The sequence below is a fragment of the Nocardia acididurans genome (assembly GCF_016741815.1).
GTDB lineage: Bacteria > Actinomycetota > Actinomycetes > Mycobacteriales > Mycobacteriaceae > Nocardia > Nocardia acididurans.
The window spans coordinates 316,101-333,620 of record NZ_JAERRJ010000009.1; the positions used below are offsets into that span (position 1 = coordinate 316,101).

Genomic DNA, 17,520 nt, shown 5'->3' on the forward strand with positions numbered 1-17,520 from the left:
CGGCGAACCCTCGCGCCCGGAGAATCGCAACCCCGCTGCTGGAAAGCCCTGGGCCAGCACACGGAAGGTCCAGGGCCAGCGAGCGGAAGCCCTGGACCAGCGCACCGTCATGGTTCGCGGCCGTCTCGATTCTGGACTGACGGAGCGGGGGAGCGAAGCGGAGGAGCGGAGGAGGGAAGAATCGAGACTCCAGGGCCGCGAACCCGCCCGGAGCGAAGCGGAGGGCAAATAAAACACAGTAGGGTCACGGGCATGGTGGAACGAGTTCTGGTGACACTCGACGGCGCGATCCGGGATCCGGACGCGCCGTTGCTGTATGCGGACGATATCGGTGTGCTGCGGGGCGACGGGGTATTCGAGACCGTGCTCGTGCGCAATGGGGAAGCGTGTGCGCTGGAGTTGCATCTGGCGCGACTACGGAAGTCCGCGGAGGCCCTGGAACTGCCCGCGCCGGACCTCGATGCCTGGCGGCTGGCCATCTGGACGGCGGTCGAGGAGTGGGGCGCAGACAGCGAGGGTTTGCTGCGCCTGGTGCTCACGCGCGGGCGCGACAGTGAGCTGGGACAGGCCGGCCACCGTCCAGCAAACGCCAGCGGGGACCTGGCGGGCGGGCAGCCGATCGGGACCTCCTACGTCCTGGTCCTGCCCGTTCCGGAGCGCGTGAAAAAGGCGCGCACCGAAGGCGTTTCGGTCATCACGCTGTCGCGCGGCATCTCGGTGGACCTGGCGCAGGCCGCGCCCTGGCAGCTGATGGGCGCGAAAACGCTGTCCTACGCGATGAATATGTCCGCGCTGCGGTTCGCGCACCGGATGGGCGCCGACGACGTCATCTTCACCAGCACCGAGCATCGCGTCCTCGAGGGTCCGCGCTCGACAGTCGTTGTGGCGCGGGACAATCAGCTCATCACGCCGCCCGCCAAGATCGGCGTGCTGCCCGGCACCACCCAGCGGGCGTTCTTCGCCCAGGCCGAGAAGGCGGGCTGGGAATGCAGATACGAGCCGCTGTTCACCGCCGACCTGATCACCGCCGACAGCGTGTGGATGCTGTCCAGCGTCACCCTCGCGGCCCGGGTCAACTCCCTGGACGGATTGCGAATGTCCGCGCCGGACAACGCCGCCGAGATCATCGAACTCGTGGAGAAGGGAATCGCGCAGCCCGGCAGCATCGCCGACTGGTAGCCGGTCGCCCGGCCTCCCCGCCTGACCCGCACCGGGTGAAATCGCAGCATCACCCGGTGTGTCGATCGGGATGTGCGTCACAAGTCAGCAAACCTCTGGCACGTTGTGGTGCGTCACATGTTGATCTCATACCCGGTGCGCGTAATGTCGGGTACTACGTCATGTCGTAGATCGGCAGGGAGGTCGGATGAGCGTCGTCGATGTTGCTCGCTGGCAATTCGGAATCACCACCGTTTATCACTTCATCTTCGTACCGCTCACCATCGGACTCGCCCCGCTCGTCGCGGGTATGCAGACCGCCTGGGTGGTCACGGGCAAGGAGCACTGGAAGCGACTCACCAAGTTCTTCGGGAAACTCTTCCTGATCAACTTCGCCCTCGGCGTCGCCACCGGCATCGTGCAGGAATTCCAATTCGGCATGGGCTGGAGCGAATACTCCCGCTTCGTCGGAGACGTCTTCGGCGCACCGCTCGCCATGGAGGCGCTGGTCGCCTTCTTCATGGAATCCACCTTCCTCGGCCTGTGGATCTTCGGCTGGGACCGACTGCCGAAAAAGGTGCACCTGGCGTGCATCTGGCTCGTCGCCATCGGCGTGAACGCGTCGGCGTACTTCATCATCGCCGCCAACTCGTTCATGCAGCATCCCGTCGGCGCGAAATACAACCCGGAGACGGGACGCGCTGAGCTGCACAGCATTTGGGAGGTCATCACCAATGTGACCACCCTCGCCGCCTTCCCGCACGTGGTCGCCGGCGCATTCCTCACCTCGGGCACGTTCGTCGCGGGCATCGCTGGCTGGTGGATGGTGCGCCGGGTGCGGCAGAGCCAGCAGAACGGCGACACCACGCACATCGACGAAGCCCGCACGATGTGGCGTCCGGTCGCCAAACTCGGCATGTGGGTGATCGTGTTCTCCGCCGTCGCCCTCGCCATCACCGGCGACATCCAGGGCAAGCTCATGTTCAAACAGCAGCCCATGAAGATGGCGTCCGCGGAATCGTTGTGCCACACCGAAACCGACCCGGACTTCTCCGTCCTCACCGTCGGCACGCACAACAACTGCGACAGCGTCGACCACCTCATCGAAGTGCCCTACGTGCTGCCGTTCCTCGCCGAAGGCAAGATCGACGGCGTCACCCTGCAGGGCGTCAACGACCTCCAGGCCGAATACAACGCGAAATACGGTCCCGGCGACTACCGGCCCAACCTGTTCGTCACCTACTGGACCTTCCGCGCCATGATCACCTGGATGGCCGGATCGCTCCTGCTCGTGGCAGCCGGACTGTGGGTGCTGCGCCGCGGGCGGGTGCCAGACCAGAAATGGTTCGCCTGGCTGTCCCTGCTGGCCATCGCGACACCGTTCCTCGGCAACAGCGCGGGCTGGGTGTTCACCGAAATGGGGCGTCAGCCCTGGGTCGTCGCGCCCAACCCCACCGGTGACCCGAACATCCACATGACGGTGCAGCAGGGCGTGTCCGGAGTGTCCGCGGGCACCATCCTCACCTCGCTGATCGTGTTTACGCTGCTCTACGGCATCCTCGCGATCGCCTGGTTCTACCTCATGAAGCGGTACGTGGTCGAAGGACCCGAACCCGCGCCCACCGACGACGACACCCCGAAGATGACCGGGGAGCCCGTCGAGAAGCTTTCCTTCGCCTACTAGGAGACTCGCGATGAGCCTGCAAGTGTTCTGGTTTCTGCTGGTCGCCGTGCTCTTCATCGGGTACTTCGTGCTGGAGGGCTTCGACTACGGCGTCGGCATGCTGATGCCCATCATCGGGCGCAAGTCCGAAGTGAAGAAACGCGTCGTGCTCAACACCATCGGACCGGTGTGGGACGGCAACGAGGTGTGGCTGCTCACCGCCGGTGGCGCCATGTTCGCGGCCTTCCCCGAGTGGTACGCCAGCCTGTTCTCCGGGTTCTACCTGGCGCTGCTGCTGATCCTCGTCGGGCTGATCGCCCGCGCCTGCGCCATCGAATGGCGCAGCAAGATCAACGACGACAAGTGGCGGCGCTGGTGCGACGTCGGCATCGGGCTCGGCTCCTGGATCCCCGCGCTCGCCTGGGGTCTGGCGTTCGCCAACATCGTGCACGGGGTGAAACTCAACGAGAAGCGGCAGATCGAAGGCAACCTGTTCGACCTGCTGCACCCGTACGCGCTGCTCGGCGGACTCACCACGCTGCTGCTGTTCCTGCTGCACGGGGCCATCTTCATCAGCCTCAAGACCGGCGGCGAGGTGCGCGACGACGCCCAGGCCATCATCCGCAAGATCTTCGTGCCGACCGCGCTCGTGGTGGCGGTCTTCGGGATCTGGACCCAGCTCGCCTACGGCAACGGCTGGACCTGGATTCCGTTGGTGGCGGCCGTGATCGGGCTCGTGATCGCCGGATTCGCGGCCACCCAGGGACGGGACGGCTGGGCCTTCACCGGCACCGCGCTGACCATCCTGGCGGCCACGGCGCTGCTGTTCGGATCGCTGTTCCCGAACGTGCTGCCCTCCACCATCGACGCGGCCTACAGCCTCAGCGTCGACGGCCGGGACGGCACGATCAGCGCCTCCTCCACGCATTACACGCTCGTGGTCATGAGCTGGGTCGCGGTGGTCATGGTGCCGCTCGTGCTCTGCTACCAGGCCTGGACGTACTGGGTGTTCCGCAAGCGCCTCACCATGGAACAGATTCCGGCGCCCATCGGACTCCCGCTGGAATCAGCGAAGAAGTAAGCCCATGGCTCGACCGGTGGATCCGCGCCTGTGGCGGCACGCACGCTCGGCACGCAGGTATCTGGCATTGAGCGTGACGCTGTCGCTGACGACCACACTCTGCATCGTGGTCGCGGCCCTGGCCCTGGCGCGGGTCCTGGCCGGTGTGATCACCGAGCCGGGACACCGGGACATCGGTTCCTGGACAACGGAACTGATCGTGTTCACCGTCGCGGTCGCGATCCGGATCGCCGCCACCTGGTGGCAGTCCCGGCTCGCGCACCGCGCCGGGGCGCAGGTGGTCGCCGAACTGGAGACGGCGGTCGTGGCCGCCGGAGCCGCCCTGCCGCCCCGCGAACTGGAGTCCCGCAGAACCGAATTGGCGGTGGTGGCGGGTAACGGGCTGGGTGGCCTGCGTCCCTACCTCGCGGGATACCTTCCCGCCCTGCTGCTCTCGCTGCTGGTGCCGCCGATCGTGCTGGCGGTCATCCTCACCCACGATCTGGTCTCGGGCCTGATCATCGTGGTCACCCTGCCGCTGATTCCGATCTTCATGATCCTCATCGGCCTGCTCACCAAGGGCCGCGCCGAACAGACCCTGACGGCCACCACCCGCCTGTCCGACCAACTCCTCGACCTCTTCGCGGGCATGCCCACCCTGCGCGCCCTCGGCCGCGAATCCGGCCACCGGGAAGACGGTGCCGCGCAGCAGGATCCGGCAACTTCTCACAAGGCGGCCGACGCGCGCTCCTCCATGAGCCCCCGCGTCTCGACGCTCGGCGACACCCTGCGCACCCGCACCATGTCGGCCCTGCGCATCGCCTTCCTCTCCTCCATGGTGCTGGAAATGCTCGCCACCCTCTGCGTGGCTCTCGTTGCGGTTTCCATCGGCATGCGCCTCGTCTTCGGCAACATGGGCCTCTACGCGGGCCTCGTCGCGCTCATCCTCGCCCCCGAGGTCTACCTTCCGCTCCGCATGGTGGGCGAACGTTTCCACGCCGCCCAGGACGGAATGGCCGCCGCCGACAAGGCTTTCGCGATCCTCGACCCGAAGTCCGGGGCATCGGCCACTCCGGCGAGTGAAACACCCGACCCTGCGCCGGCCTCGGCTCCCGCTCGCCGCGCCGCAGTGGTCGGCGGAGAATCCGTGCGCCCCATAGAGATTCACGACCTCGCCGTGGCGGCCCGCGACGGATTCGCCCCTGACGGCCTCTCGGCAATACTCCGGCCCGGCGCGGTCACCGTCCTCACCGGCCCCAACGGCTGCGGCAAATCCACTGTCCTGCAGGCGATACTGGGCCTGATCACCCCCGAGCGCGGCGTGGTGACCGTGGACGGAACCCCCGTCCCCGACCTGGACCCCGACCTCTGGTGGTCCCACATCGCCTGGCTCCCGCAGCGCCCCGTTCTGCTGCCCGGCACCCTGCGCGCCAACCTCGAACTCCTGGGCGCGCCCGCGAACCCCGAAGACCTCGCGAAGGCAACCACCGCAACCGGATTCGACGACGTGCTGGCCGACCTCCCCGACGGCTGGGACACCCTCGTCGGCGTCGGCGGAACCGGCCTGTCCCTGGGCCAGCGTCAGCGTCTGGCGCTCACCCGCACCCTGGCGGCACCCCGCCCCATCCTCCTGCTGGACGAGCCCACCGCCCACCTCGACGAGGCCGCCGAGACAACCGTTCTCACCGCGCTGCGCGACCGCGCCCGCGCCGGGGCAACCGTAGTGATCGTGGCCCACCGCCCCACCGTCCTCGCCGTCGCCGACCACATCATCGAGGTCCGCGCCGCCGCAGCCGTGCCGATGCCGGCGGAGCCCTCCGACGAGCCGACCGGCGATACCGCCGACGACGCGGAGCGTGTACAACAGCCACCCGCCGATCCGGCCGAACCAGGCCCCGGTGTACCGGCCGCTGCGGAGGTGAATGCGCGATGAAGGCTGTGCTGCGGGACTTTCGGCGGATTCGGGGGCTGCTCGAGTTGTCGCCGGGGCGGATGACCGTGTCGGTGTTCTGGGGGGTGCTGGCGCTCGGGAGTGGGCTGGGGTTGGCGGCGCTGGCGGCGTGGTTGATCGCGCGGGCGTGGGAGATGCCGCCGGTGCTGGATCTGACCATTGCGGTGGTTACTGTTCGGGCGCTGGGGATTTCGCGGGGGTTGTGCCGGTATCTGGAGCGGCTGGCTACGCACGATGTGGCATTGCGGGCCATGACGACCGCGCGGACCACCACCTACCGGGCCTTGGCGGCCGCCGATATCTGGCGGCCCCGGCGGGCGGGTTCCGGTTCCGGAGGCGCGGAGTTCGGAGGGGGTGCCAGCGGAGCTCCCATCGGATCGGATCTCGGCGGGCGTGCCAGCGGAGCTGCCAGCGGATCGGATCTCGGGGAACGACAGGGAGATCCGACTCAGCTGCGGCGCGGTGAACTGCTGGGCCGGGTCATGAACGACATCGATGATCTCGGGGCCGTGGTGGTGCGGGCGTTCGTGCCCATCGCGGTGGCGGTTGTGCTGGCGGTGTTCGCGATCGGGCTGCTGGCGCCGATCTCGATTCCGGCCGCGCTGATTCTGGCTGCGGCGCTGGGTGTTTCGGGGATTCTCGCGCCGTGGCTGTCGGCGCGGGCGGCGCGGGACGCCGAACGTGCCGTACGGGACGACCGGACAGCATTCACCAGCGAGGCGCTGACCGTGCTCGATCACGCGCCCGAGTTGCGGGTGGCGGGGCGGCTGGACGCGGCTCTCGCGGAGGCGAATCGGGCCGGACGGCGGGCCGTCGCGGCGGAGGATCGCGCCGCTTCGCACAGTGCGTGGGCGGCGGCCGCCGTGCCCTTGTCCATCGGGGTCAGCGTGCTGGCTTCGCTGCTCATCGGCATCGTGCTCTACGGGAACGGGAACGTCGTGCCCACAGCCGGATTCCAGACGATTCCCGGGGGCGGGATCTCACCCATGGCGTTCACGGTGCTGGTGCTGCTGCCGCTGTCGGCGTTCGAGGCTGTCGGCGTGCTGCCCGCCGCCGCGCAGGCGCTCACCAACGGGCGGGCGGCGCTGCGGCGGCTGGACCGGCTGGAGCGGCCGGAAACCGAACGGCCGCAGGTGAATCTGCCGGAGTTGCCGGAGGGGCGGCGGATCGCCGTGGTCGGGCCGAGCGGGGCGGGGAAGACCACACTGCTCATGGCCTGGGCGGGACTGTTCGACACTCCGCGCGCCGGGGTCACCTTCTTCGCCGAGGACGCCCATATCTTCGGGACCACGGTGCTGGAGAACCTGCGGGTCGTGCGCGGGGATGTCAGCGAGCGGGAGGCCGAGGACGCGCTGCGGGCGGTCGGGGCGGGGGAGTGGCTGGACTCGCTGCCGGAGGGCGTGCGGACCGATCTCGTCGGGGGCGCGGCGGCTGTTTCGGGTGGACAGCGGCGGCGGATGCTGCTGGCGAGGGCGCTGCTGTCCCCGGCGCGCGTATTGTTGCTGGACGAGCCGACCGAACATCTCGAGGCCGACGCCGGGGCCGAGCTGCTGCGGCGGTTGCTGGACGAGTCGAGCGGGCTGGTGGAACGGGGGCGCACGGTTGTGGTTGTCACGCACCAGCTTCCGGCGGACCATCGGGCGGACACCGTGGTGCGCGTGGCGGGGAACGGTGACGTCGAAGTCGAGCGTCTTATTCCCGCAAACCCGATCTGACCTGGGATTTCGCCGTCCGGGAAAATACGTTGCCGCACCCGGGGACCGCGACTAAGTTCGTGAGTACACAGAAGGGAGGTGGTCGAAGAAATGGTTATTTCTAGGACGCGTGAGGTGGCTGCCAGCTAGGCGCCACGCTGCAAAACGGATCTCCGTTAGCGCGAAACGCCTAGCGAATCCAAGGTAGTCACCCGGCCCCCGAGTCCCTGATCTTGTCCGATCAGGATCGCGTGAGTTGCATCCGCGATACCGACTCGGGGGTCGCTCCATTTCCACCCGGAAACGAAGAAACCCGCTGCCGGGCAGCGGGTTTCGAAGTGTCTAGCCGATGTAGCGTTGGAGGCGCGCCGAGAGTCGCGGCTCCAGCGCGCCGTCGGCGGCGATGCGCTCCTCCACGTACCCGAGGTCTCCGCCCTCGACGATGCCGTAGAGCCGCTTGGCTCCGCCGACCACCACGCCGGACTGCGAGCGGATCACCACATCGGTGGCGAGCTCCCAGGAGGACTGGGTCAGCGCCTGGCCGTAGAACAGCTCCACGATGCCGGACGAATGCGTGAGCAGCAGCTCCAGCACCTCGTCGTCACCGTCGATACCGACCCGCCAGAAGCCGCTCTCGCGCAGATCCGGGCCGGCGTACTTGCCGTCGGAGTCGAGCTTCCAGGAGCGCGCCTCCCAGGTCAGGTAGTCGCCACCGTCGTGCGAGACGATGATCTGCTGACCGAAGCGGTAGTCGCCGGAGTCGGGTTCGTTGCCTTCGCCCTCACCGCGCCACACGCCCACGAGGGGTAGCAGCGCGAGCATGGAGGAGCTCAGGTCGGGGCCGAGGCGGAGGTTGGCGGTGTCCTCCGGCAGCGGCAGGCCGTCGAGCGAGGGGATATTGCGCACGCTGGTGTTCTTGGCGCGCTCGACAGCCTCGGCGACCGCCTGGTCGCCACTGCGGCGTACCGCAGTGCTGTCTTCCCCGTTTTCGTTGTTCTCGCTCGCCGGCTCTGTCACGACTCGGTGAACAACCGGTAGGCGACGTACCCGGCGAACCAGGCAATCAGCACCGAGACGAGGACCAGCAGAATCTCGAAGAATTGCACCACGTTCGCGAGTCTAATCCGCATTGCCCGCAGACATGAAAACGGCCCCGGGAAAATGAATCCCGGGGCCGTTTCGCGTGTTTCGCGTTACTTCGCGACGGTCACATCCACCGAGTGGATGCCGGCGCCCTCGGGCGCGACCTCGGCCGAACCGTTGCCGGACGCCGACAGCGCTCGGATGGTCCAGGTGCCCGGCGCCGCGAAGAAGCGGAAGTCACCGGTGCCGGAGGCGACAACCTCGGCGGTGAAATCGCCGTTGCCGTCGAGCAGGCGCACGAACGCGCCACCGACGGTCTGGCCGTCAGCGGTCAGGACGCGGCCGGTGATGACCGTTTCCTTCTCGACGTCGACGTTGGCCGGAATGGCCTGACCCTGGGTAGGTGCTGCACACATGTTTGATTACGCTCCCAACTCGATCGGTGCACCGACGAGGGAGCCGTACTCGGTCCAGCTCCCGTCGTAGTTCTTGACGTTCTTGTGGCCCAGCAGCTCCTGCAGCACGAACCAGGTGTGCGAGGAACGCTCACCGATGCGGCAGTAGGCGATGGTCTCCTTCTCGCCGTCCAGACCGGCATCCTTGTACAGCTGCGCCAGCTCGGCGTCGCTCTTGAAGGTGCCGTCCTCGTTCGCGGCCTTGGACCACGGCACGTTGATCGCGCCCGGGATGTGGCCGGGACGCTGCGACTGCTCCTGCGGCAGGTGGGCCGGGGCCAGGATCTTGCCGGAGAACTCGTCGGGCGAGCGCACGTCGACCAGGTTCTTGTTGCCGATGGCGGCGATGGCGTCGTCGCGGAAGGCGCGGATGGCCAGGTCCTGCTCCGAAGCCTTGTAGGCGGTGGCCGGGCGCACCTTGACGTCCTTGACCAGCGGGCGGCCGTCCAGCTCCCACTTCTTGCGGCCGCCGTCGAGCAGCTTCACGTCCTGGTGGCCGTAGAGCTTGAAGTACCAGTAGGCGTAGGCCGCGAACCAGTTGTTGTTGCCGCCGTAGAGCACGACGGTGTCGTCGTTGCCGATGCCGCGGGCCGACAGCAGATCCGAGAACTGCTCACGGTTCACGAAGTCGCGGCGAACCTGATCCTGCAGGTCCTTCTTCCAGTCGAGGCGCACGGCGCCCTCGATGTGGCCCAGGTCGTAAGCCGAGGTGTCCTCATCGACCTCTACGAGGACGACGCCCGGGGTGTTCAGGTTCTCTTCGACCCAGTCTGCGGAGACCAGGACATCGGAGCGAGCCATTGTGTTCCTTTCGAGGTGGCGGGTGCCGGTGTCAGGCGGTGGGATGGGGGTTGGTCGGCGCGGTCTTCAACCGCGAGACGAGCGGATAGATCTTGCAGCCCAGGCAGATGCCGAAGGCGGCGTTGAGGAAGGCCGCGAACAAGGCGAAACCGGCGAAAACGGCACCGATCACGGAATTGCCCGCGGCATAACCCAGGACGCCGATCACGGCGAACACCAGGCCGACCAACTGCGCGAACCGCAGCGGCGCAACAGGTTCCACCTCGGGGGCGGGACCGATCTTGGGCGCGACGAAGGTCGCGAAGAGGCGGCCGTAGGGGCTGCGGCGCGGACCGTAGGCGGCGCCGAGCGCGAACACGACGGCCTGCAGGGCCAGCAGCACGGTGGCGGCCGGAACGGAGAAGGTGGCGATGATCAGCACGAGCGCCAGAACGGCGGTGGTGATCCAGGCGGCGAAGCGGGGGCCGCGCACATCGACCTGTCCGGTCGGGGCGGTGGTGGAATTTTGTGTACTACCGGGTGTATTCGGGTTCGACATGGGGGTGTGCTCCTGCGCTGAAGGACTATTGGCCAGATCGCCGGAGGATCAGACGATCTCTCGTACGGCGGACGAATCCGGTCGGCGCGTCAGGGAAGAAGACGTGTTAAGGGCCGACCGGCTAGCGGCACAGGCAGCAACAACCACCGAGGCGGCACAGGTCTACCGTGCGGCGTCGGGTGAGCATCAGCTCGCGGTTGGTTTGCACGAGAGGGAGTTTACCCAATTTTCGGGGGAAATTGGACCCGGGGCCCGTAATGCTGGTCACTCGACCGCCTCGGAGTCGGTCAAAGCACCCAGTGACGTGCGCAAATCCGCGGCCTTCGGAACGCCGGAAATGCGGTACTTCTCCTGTCCTACGGCGTCGAAGACGAACGTGGTGGGCAGTGAGAGCACGTTCAGCTCACGCGCCAGCGCCGGATTCGCGTCGATGTCGATCTCGATGTCCAGCGGCGGCCGGGGCGCGGCGGCCAGCTCGGCGACGACGCCCGACACCACGCGGCGCACCGCCGCGCACGGGCCGCACCAGTCCGCCGAGAAGTGCAGCACCGCGGGCAGACCGGCGATCAGCCCGGCGTCGGCGAGCAATTGCGCCCTGCCCGCGGCCTTTTCGGGGACCGGTTGCGGCGAGTCGGTATGCCGGAGGCGGCCCTCGTTGCGGCGCAACAGGATTCCCACGCCGATCGCTCCCGCGACCGCCGCGACCAGTGCGCCGATCGCGATCACGGCTGCTGTAGCCGATCCAGATCGAGGGTGACGTTCTTGGCGGTGCCCTCCACGATGATCTGCCCGCCCAGCGCGCGCACCTTGGTCGGCTGGATGCCGAACGGCAGGGCGCGGGTGTCGATGGTGCGGGTGAAATAGGCCAGCACCGTGGCCTTGTCGGCCTCGGGGACCTCCTCGGCCTTCTCCGCCTCGGGCACCACCGCGGCCGGGGTCGAGGTGGTGTCACGGTAGATGTCGGTGGCGATGATGTGCACCTGATCGCCGTCGAGCCGCAGTTCGGCCAGCACGCTCACCACCTTCTTCTTGGGGGCGTTCGAACTCGAGGAGGCGGTCGCGGTGTTGTCGTTCTCGGTGACCGGCGGGATGGTGCCGACCAGCCGGATCAGGCCCGGCTTCAACGGCGTGCTGGTGATGCCGGAACCGCCCGAACCGCCCGAACCATCGGACTTGTCCGCCGGCGGGCCCAGCACCTGCAGATCCGGAATCTTGAAGAGCTGACCCATTTCCACGGGTTCGATGCGCATGGTGGCCTGCACCTCGTCCACGGGCACGCTGTTCACGGCCCCGTCCACCAGATCGCCCACCGGCAGCCGCACCCCGTACAGATCGGCCTCGATGGTGATGTCGCCGGGGATGTCGGCCTGGACGGCGCGGGCGCGGATCTTGACCTTCTCGTATTCACCGTCGGCCGCCTGCGACACGAACGGCGACAGCACGGACTCGTGGAAGGTGACCTCGGGGTCGGCCTTGAGATCCGATCCGGTCCGCAGCAGTCGCGACACCCGATACTCGGAATACGCGGCCACGCCGAAGTCGAGCACGACAGCCAGCCCTGCCAGGCAGAGCAGCCCGATGATCAGCCTTCGGAAGTACATAAACCAACCCTAGTAGTTCAGGACCGCCATCAAGGTTCGCGGCCGTCTCGATTCTGGACTGACGGAGCGGGGGAGCGAAGCGGAGGAGCGGAGGAGGGAAGAATCGAGACTCCAGGGCCGCGAACCCGCCCGGAGCGAAGCGGAGGGCAATCAAGTACAGATAGCCGGGCTGTGATGCGCCGCCCGGATTGCGTGGTCTTCCGCAACTACGCGCTAATGTATGCATCGACTTACCTGTGATGACGAGCATGCGGGTGTGGCTGACAGCGCGGTAGCCATACACATGCCAGATGGGATGGAGGGCCCCCATGGAGCTGCTCCTGCTGACCTCCGACCCCAATCCTGAGTCGGTGCTGCCGTCGCTGGCGCTGCTGCCGCACCACGTGCGACCCGCGCCCACCGAGGTGGCCTCGCTGCTGGAGGCCGGTTCCGCGGATGTGGCACTGGTCGACGCCCGCACCGATCTGGCCGCCGCGCGCGGCCTGTGCCGTTTGCTGGGCAGCACCGGATCCTCCGTGCCGGTGGTCGCGGTGCTCACCGAGGGCGGCCTGGTGGCCGTCAACGCGGACTGGGGACTGGACGACATCCTGCTGCCGGGTACCGGACCCGCCGAACTCGACGCCCGCCTGCGCCTGCTGGTCGCCCGCAACGGCGGCGTGGCCAGCCCGGAGAACACCGGCAAGATCACCCTGGGTGAGCTGGTGATCGACGAGGGCACCTACACCGCGCGGCTGCGCGGCCGCCCGCTCGACCTCACCTACAAGGAATTCGAACTCCTCAAGTACCTCGCGCAGCACGCCGGCCGGGTCTTCACCCGCGCCCAGCTGCTGCAGGAGGTCTGGGGATACGACTTCTTCGGCGGCACCCGCACCGTGGACGTGCACGTGCGGCGGTTGCGCGCCAAACTCGGCAGTGAATACGAGTCGCTCATCGGTACGGTCCGCAACGTCGGCTACAAGGCGGTGCGCCCGGCGCGCACCTCTGGCGGCAAGGGCGAGACGGTCACCTTCCCCGATGCGGACGACACCGGCGATACCGAATTGACCACGGCGAACGGCACTTTCTAGATGATTTCGGAGCGGCAGCCGGGTATGCGGCTGCGGGAGCTCGGCTGGGTCCGGCAGCTGCCGGACGCGGTCGCGCGGCAGACACAGACCATCATCGAGCGGGCGACCGCGGCCGATGGGGTGGCACCCGTCTCCGAACAGGCCGTGCTGTCACTGAGCGCGGAATCCGAGGCGTGGCATCACTGTGTGCCCGATGCCTCGGGTGCGGGTGTGGCCGGATACGTGAATCTCGTTCCCTCCCATGGCGGTCATCCGGCGATGGCCGAGGTGGTCGTGGATCCGGCGGCGCGCGGCCGCGGTGTGGGCACCGAGCTGGTGCGCGCGGCGTTCGAGGCGGGCGGTCGGGGCGCGCGGATCTGGGCGCATGGTGATCTGCCGCCCGCGAAGGCGGTGGCGGCGCGGCTGAAGCTGTCGGTGGCGCGCGAGCTGTGGCAGATGCGCCGCGATCTCGCTAACTCTGAGCTACCGGAATTGCGGGTGCCCGAGGGGCTCGAATTGCGTACTTACGCAGGGCCTTCCGATGACGCCGAAATCCTGCGGGTGAACGGCGAAGCCTTCTCCTGGCATCCCGAACAGGGTGCGTGGAGCGAACGCGATATCGAAATCCGCCGCAACGAGTCCTGGTTCGACCCGAAGGGTCTGTTCATCGCCGTCGATCCGGCCGCGCCGGACAAGATCCTCGGCTTCCACTGGACCAAGATCCACTACGACGAGAACCCGCACATCGGAGAGGTTTACGTCGTCGGCGTCGACCCGTCCGCGCAGGGTCGCGGGCTCGGTCGCCTGCTCACCCTCGCGGGTCTGCACTATCTGCGGGACCGGGAACTGGGTCAGGTGCTGCTCTACACCGAGGCCGACAACACGGCCGCGGTTCACACCTATACGAAGCTCGGCTTCGAACGCTTCCACGTAGACGTGGCCTACGCCATATCCCCGTAGCCCTCCGCCCGCCCCAAGGTTCGCGGCCGTCTCGATTCTGGACTGACGGAGCGGGGGAGCGAAGCGGAGGAGCGGAGGAGGGAAGAATCGAGACCTCAGGGCCGCGAACCCGCCCGAAGCGAAGCGTAGGGCAATAGATTTAGCAACTGTGCGGCAAATGTCACATATCGTGCAGCGCAATCGGGGTGGGTTGTTCATCTCCCGTTCACCTGCCCTGGTCCAACTGTCAACCGTGCGCCCTTACGTTGCTTGTGGGCGGTAGACGCTGCCCGGTGTGCTAGTTCGCAGCGAACGGCCGCCACCCAGCGCCCGTCCGACCGTTGAGGGGTCGGGCGTGCAGATCGTGATTCCCGGAGGAATAGGTGAATCTCAAGCGCAGCACCACCGTGTTCGGTGCGCTGATCGCGGCCGGTGCCATGACGCTCACGGCGTGTGGCAGTGACGACAACACCGCCGAGACCGGCAACGTGGCCAAGGTCGACGTCGCCTGCGGCGGCAAGAAGGCTCTGAAGGCCAGCGGCTCGTCGGCTCAGAAGAACGCGATGGACCGTTTCGTCGCCGCCTACGAGGCCAACTGCGACGGCTTCAAGCTGGACTACACCTCCTCGGGCTCCGGCGCCGGCGTGAAGGAATTCCTCGGCGGCCAGACCGATTTCGCGGGCTCCGACTCGCCGCTGGACGCCAAGAAGGACGAGGTCAAGCAGGCCGCCGACCGCTGTGGCGCCCCGGCCTGGAACCTGCCCACCGTGTTCGGTCCGATCGCCGTGACCTACAACATCCCCGGCGTCACCGACCTCGTGCTCGACGCGCCGACCCTGGCCAAGATCTTCAACGGCACCATCACCTCCTGGGACGACGTCGCCATCAAGGCGCTCAACCAGAAGGCCGCTCTGCCGGCCGAGAAGATCGCCGTGATCTTCCGCTCGGACGAGTCGGGCACCACCGACAACTTCCAGAAGTACCTGACCGCCGCCTCCGACGGCGCGTGGACCCAGAACGCGGGCAAGGCCTTCAACGGCGGCGTCGGCGAGGGCGCCAAGGGCAACGAGGGCACCTCGGCCGCGGTGAAGAACACCAAGTTCGCCATCACCTACAACGAGTGGTCGTTCGCGAAGGCGCAGGGGCTGTCCATCACCCGCCTGCTGACCGTCGCCACCTCCAACGACCCGAAGCCGGTCGAGCTGAACGCGGACTCCGCGGGCAAGGCCATCGACGGCGTGAAGATCTCGGGTGAGGGCAACGACCTGGTCCTGGATCTCTCCTCGATCTACAAGCCGACCACGGCCGGCGCCTACCCGATCGTGATGCCGACCTACGAGATCGTCTGCTCCAAGTACAGCGACGCCGACACCGCCAAGGCTGTCAAGGCGTTCCTGCTGTCCGCGGTGGGCAACGGTCAGAACGGTCTGGCGGACGCCGGCTACGTGCCGATCCCGGAGAAGTTCAAGACCAAGCTGACCACGGCCGTCAACGCCATCTCCTGATCGACTGATCGATAAAGAACCATGACCGTGCACGATCAATCAGCGTCCGCGAACCGGTCGGTACCGACCGGTCCGCGGGGCAGCCAGCCGCCGGGGGATACTGCGCTCATGCCGACCGATCTCACCAAGAAGCCGGAAGCTCCGGAACCGAAGGGCCCCGCGCCCACGGCGAAGGACTCCGGCGGCCGGGGCCAGAAGAAGTTCGGCGCGGAATTCGTCTTCCGTTCGGCGGCCACGGCCGCCGGGGCGATCATTGTCGCCGCCATCGCGCTCATCGCACTGTTCCTGCTGGTGCGGGCCGTCCCGTCACTGGCGGCCAATGAGGCGAACTTCTTCACCAGCACCGAATTCAACACCTCCGATGCCAACCATCTGCGATTCGGCATCAAGGACCTGTTCACGGTCACGGTGCTGAGCTCGGTGTTCGCGCTGGTGCTCGCGGTGCCGATCGGCGTCGGCATCGCGCTGTTCCTCACGCAGTACGCGCCCAAGGCGCTGGCCCGCCCGTTCTCCATGCTGGTGGACCTGCTCGCGGCGGTGCCGTCGATCGTGTTCGGTCTGTGGGGCTACCTGGTCCTGGCTCCGGAAACGGAGCCGTTCCAGCGCTTCCTGAACGAGAAGCTCGGCTGGTTCTTCCTGTTCTCCGACGGCAATGTCTCCATCGCCGGCGGCGGCACGATCTTCGTCGCCGGCCTGGTGCTGGCGGTCATGATCCTGCCGATCATCACCTCGGTGAGCCGTGAGGTGTTCGGCCTGACGCCGCGCGCGCACATCGAGGCCGCGCAGGCGCTGGGCGCCACCAAGTGGGAGGTCGTGCGCATGACGGTGCTGCCGTACGGCCGCTCCGGCGTGATCGCGGGCTCCATGCTGGGCCTGGGCCGCGCGCTCGGTGAGACCATCGCCGTGCTCGTGGTGCTGCGCACCTCGTCGCAGGCCGCGCACTGGTCGCTGTTCGACGGCGGCTACACCTTCGCCTCCAAGATCGCCGCTGCCGCGGCGGAATTCAGCTCGAAGCTGCCGACCGGCGCCTACATCGCCGCGGGCTTCGTGCTGTTCGCTCTGACCTTCATCGTCAACGCACTGGCCCGGCTGGTCGCCGGCGGGAAGGTGAACGGATGACCGCCACACTCGACAAGCCGGTCAAGGCCCCGACCTTCCGGCATGTCAGCACCGCTCGCCGGATCAAGAACAACCTCGCCACCGTGGTGGTGTGGGTGTGCTTCGTGATCGCGCTGATCCCGCTGCTGTGGGTGCTCTACACCGTGATCGAAAGGGGTGGGGAGGCAATCCTTTCCGCCGACTGGTGGGTCAAGTCGCAGAAGGGTGTGCTGCCCGAGCAGAACGCGGGCGGCGTCTACCACGCCATCTACGGCACCATCGTGCAGTCCGCGGTGGCTGCGGTCATCGCGGTGCCGCTGGGCATCATGGCCGCGGTCTACCTGGTGGAATACGGTCGCGGCTGGCTGGCCAAGACCACCACCTTCATGGTGGACATCCTGGCCGGTGTGCCGTCCATCGTCGCGGCGCTGTTCATCTTCGCGCTGTGGATCGCCACGATGGGCTTCCCGCAGAGCGCGTTCGCGGTGTCGCTGGCGCTGGTGCTGCTCATGCTGCCGGTGGTGGTGCGCAGTACCGAGGAGATGCTCAAGCTGGTCCCGGACGAGTTGCGGGAAGCCTCCTACGCACTCGGGATCCCGAAGTGGAAAACCATTGTGCGGATCGTGGTTCCGACCGCCGCGCCCGGCATGATCTCCGGCATCCTGCTCTCGATCGCCCGCGTCATGGGTGAGACCGCGCCGGTGCTGGTGCTCGTCGGCTACTCGAAGTCGATCAACTTCAATATCGCCGACGGCAATATGGCCTCGCTGCCGCTGCTCATGTACCAGGAGCTGGCGAACCCGGAGGAGGCCGGCCGACTGCGCGTGTGGGGTGCCGCCCTCACCCTGATCCTTCTCATCGCGCTGCTGTATGCCGCGGCCGCCGGTGTCAACAAGCTGCTCACGCGGAACCGATAGAGCGAACGGAA

At 67.4% G+C, this 17,520-nt stretch carries 16 protein-coding genes; 10 read left to right on the forward strand and 6 right to left on the reverse strand.

The features are described 5' to 3' along the window. Positions 1 to 252: 252 nt before the first annotated feature. The 5 genes from JK358_RS24625 (at position 253) to JK358_RS24645 (ending at position 7,547) form a co-directional block, all read left to right on the forward strand. Complete coding sequence (locus JK358_RS24625) at positions 253 to 1,179, forward strand: aminodeoxychorismate lyase (RefSeq protein ID WP_201951053.1); 927 nt, start codon at positions 253 to 255, stop codon at positions 1,177 to 1,179. Between the two features lie 187 nt (positions 1,180 to 1,366). Then, complete coding sequence (locus tag JK358_RS24630; protein WP_201951054.1) at positions 1,367 to 2,842, forward strand: cytochrome ubiquinol oxidase subunit I; 1,476 nt, start codon at positions 1,367 to 1,369, stop codon at positions 2,840 to 2,842. Positions 2,843 to 2,852: 10 nt separating this feature from the next. Next, positions 2,853 to 3,902: a cytochrome d ubiquinol oxidase subunit II gene (gene cydB, locus JK358_RS24635; protein ID WP_201951057.1), complete on the forward strand. Its 1,050-nt coding sequence runs from the start codon at positions 2,853 to 2,855 to the stop codon at positions 3,900 to 3,902. Between the two features lie 4 nt (positions 3,903 to 3,906). Further along, the gene (locus JK358_RS24640; protein WP_201951063.1) at positions 3,907 to 5,814 is read left to right on the forward strand and encodes an ABC transporter ATP-binding protein/permease; all 1,908 of its coding nucleotides are present in this window, start codon (positions 3,907 to 3,909) and stop codon (positions 5,812 to 5,814) included. Further along, on the forward strand, positions 5,811 to 7,547 hold the full coding sequence (locus JK358_RS24645; RefSeq protein ID WP_201951067.1) for an ATP-binding cassette domain-containing protein: 1,737 nt from the start codon (positions 5,811 to 5,813) through the stop codon (positions 7,545 to 7,547). The genes JK358_RS24640 and JK358_RS24645 overlap by 4 nt, the downstream gene beginning before the upstream one ends. Positions 7,548 to 7,868: 321 nt before the next feature. On the opposite strand, the gene JK358_RS24650 is transcribed toward JK358_RS24645, so the two are convergent. From JK358_RS24650 to JK358_RS24675, 6 genes are all read right to left on the reverse strand, one after another. After that, on the reverse strand, positions 7,869 to 8,543 hold the full coding sequence (locus tag JK358_RS24650) for a heme-binding beta-barrel domain-containing protein (protein ID WP_201951070.1): 675 nt from the start codon (positions 8,541 to 8,543) through the stop codon (positions 7,869 to 7,871). Between the two features lie 176 nt (positions 8,544 to 8,719). Continuing rightward, a complete protein-coding gene (locus JK358_RS24655) occupies positions 8,720 to 9,025 on the reverse strand; it encodes a DUF1416 domain-containing protein (protein WP_201951075.1) in 306 nt (101 codons plus the stop codon). Between the two features lie 6 nt (positions 9,026 to 9,031). Beyond that, a complete protein-coding gene (locus JK358_RS24660; protein WP_201951079.1) occupies positions 9,032 to 9,865 on the reverse strand; it encodes a sulfurtransferase in 834 nt (277 codons plus the stop codon). Between the two features lie 31 nt (positions 9,866 to 9,896). After that, the gene (locus JK358_RS24665; protein ID WP_201951081.1) at positions 9,897 to 10,403 is read right to left on the reverse strand and encodes a DUF4395 domain-containing protein; all 507 of its coding nucleotides are present in this window, start codon (positions 10,401 to 10,403) and stop codon (positions 9,897 to 9,899) included. A gap of 264 nt (positions 10,404 to 10,667) precedes the next feature. Next, positions 10,668 to 11,129, reverse strand: a complete 462-nt coding sequence (locus JK358_RS24670; RefSeq protein ID WP_201951084.1) for a thioredoxin family protein — start codon at positions 11,127 to 11,129, stop codon at positions 10,668 to 10,670. Next, positions 11,126 to 12,004: an LmeA family phospholipid-binding protein gene (locus JK358_RS24675; protein ID WP_201951086.1), complete on the reverse strand. Its 879-nt coding sequence runs from the start codon at positions 12,002 to 12,004 to the stop codon at positions 11,126 to 11,128. The genes JK358_RS24670 and JK358_RS24675 overlap by 4 nt, the downstream gene beginning before the upstream one ends. A 308-nt stretch (positions 12,005 to 12,312) precedes the next feature. Between JK358_RS24675 and JK358_RS24680 the strand changes: the two genes are divergently transcribed. From JK358_RS24680 to pstA, 5 genes are all read left to right on the forward strand, one after another. After that, positions 12,313 to 13,071 (forward strand): winged helix-turn-helix transcriptional regulator, encoded by a 759-nt coding sequence (locus JK358_RS24680; protein WP_201951090.1) that lies wholly within the window; start codon positions 12,313 to 12,315, stop codon positions 13,069 to 13,071. Continuing rightward, entirely contained in the window at positions 13,072 to 14,010 is a 939-nt protein-coding gene (gene mshD / locus JK358_RS24685; RefSeq protein WP_372440715.1) for a mycothiol synthase, read from the forward strand. It abuts the gene before it with no gap. 362 nt (positions 14,011 to 14,372) lie between these two features. After that, positions 14,373 to 15,494 (forward strand): phosphate ABC transporter substrate-binding protein PstS, encoded by a 1,122-nt coding sequence (gene pstS, locus JK358_RS24690; protein ID WP_307817712.1) that lies wholly within the window; start codon positions 14,373 to 14,375, stop codon positions 15,492 to 15,494. 108 nt (positions 15,495 to 15,602) lie between these two features. After that, positions 15,603 to 16,613: a phosphate ABC transporter permease subunit PstC gene (gene pstC, locus JK358_RS24695; protein WP_201951092.1), complete on the forward strand. Its 1,011-nt coding sequence runs from the start codon at positions 15,603 to 15,605 to the stop codon at positions 16,611 to 16,613. Next, on the forward strand, positions 16,610 to 17,509 hold the full coding sequence (pstA, locus tag JK358_RS24700; RefSeq protein ID WP_201951094.1) for a phosphate ABC transporter permease PstA: 900 nt from the start codon (positions 16,610 to 16,612) through the stop codon (positions 17,507 to 17,509). The genes pstC and pstA overlap by 4 nt, the downstream gene beginning before the upstream one ends. Positions 17,510 to 17,520: the final 11 nt, after the last annotated feature.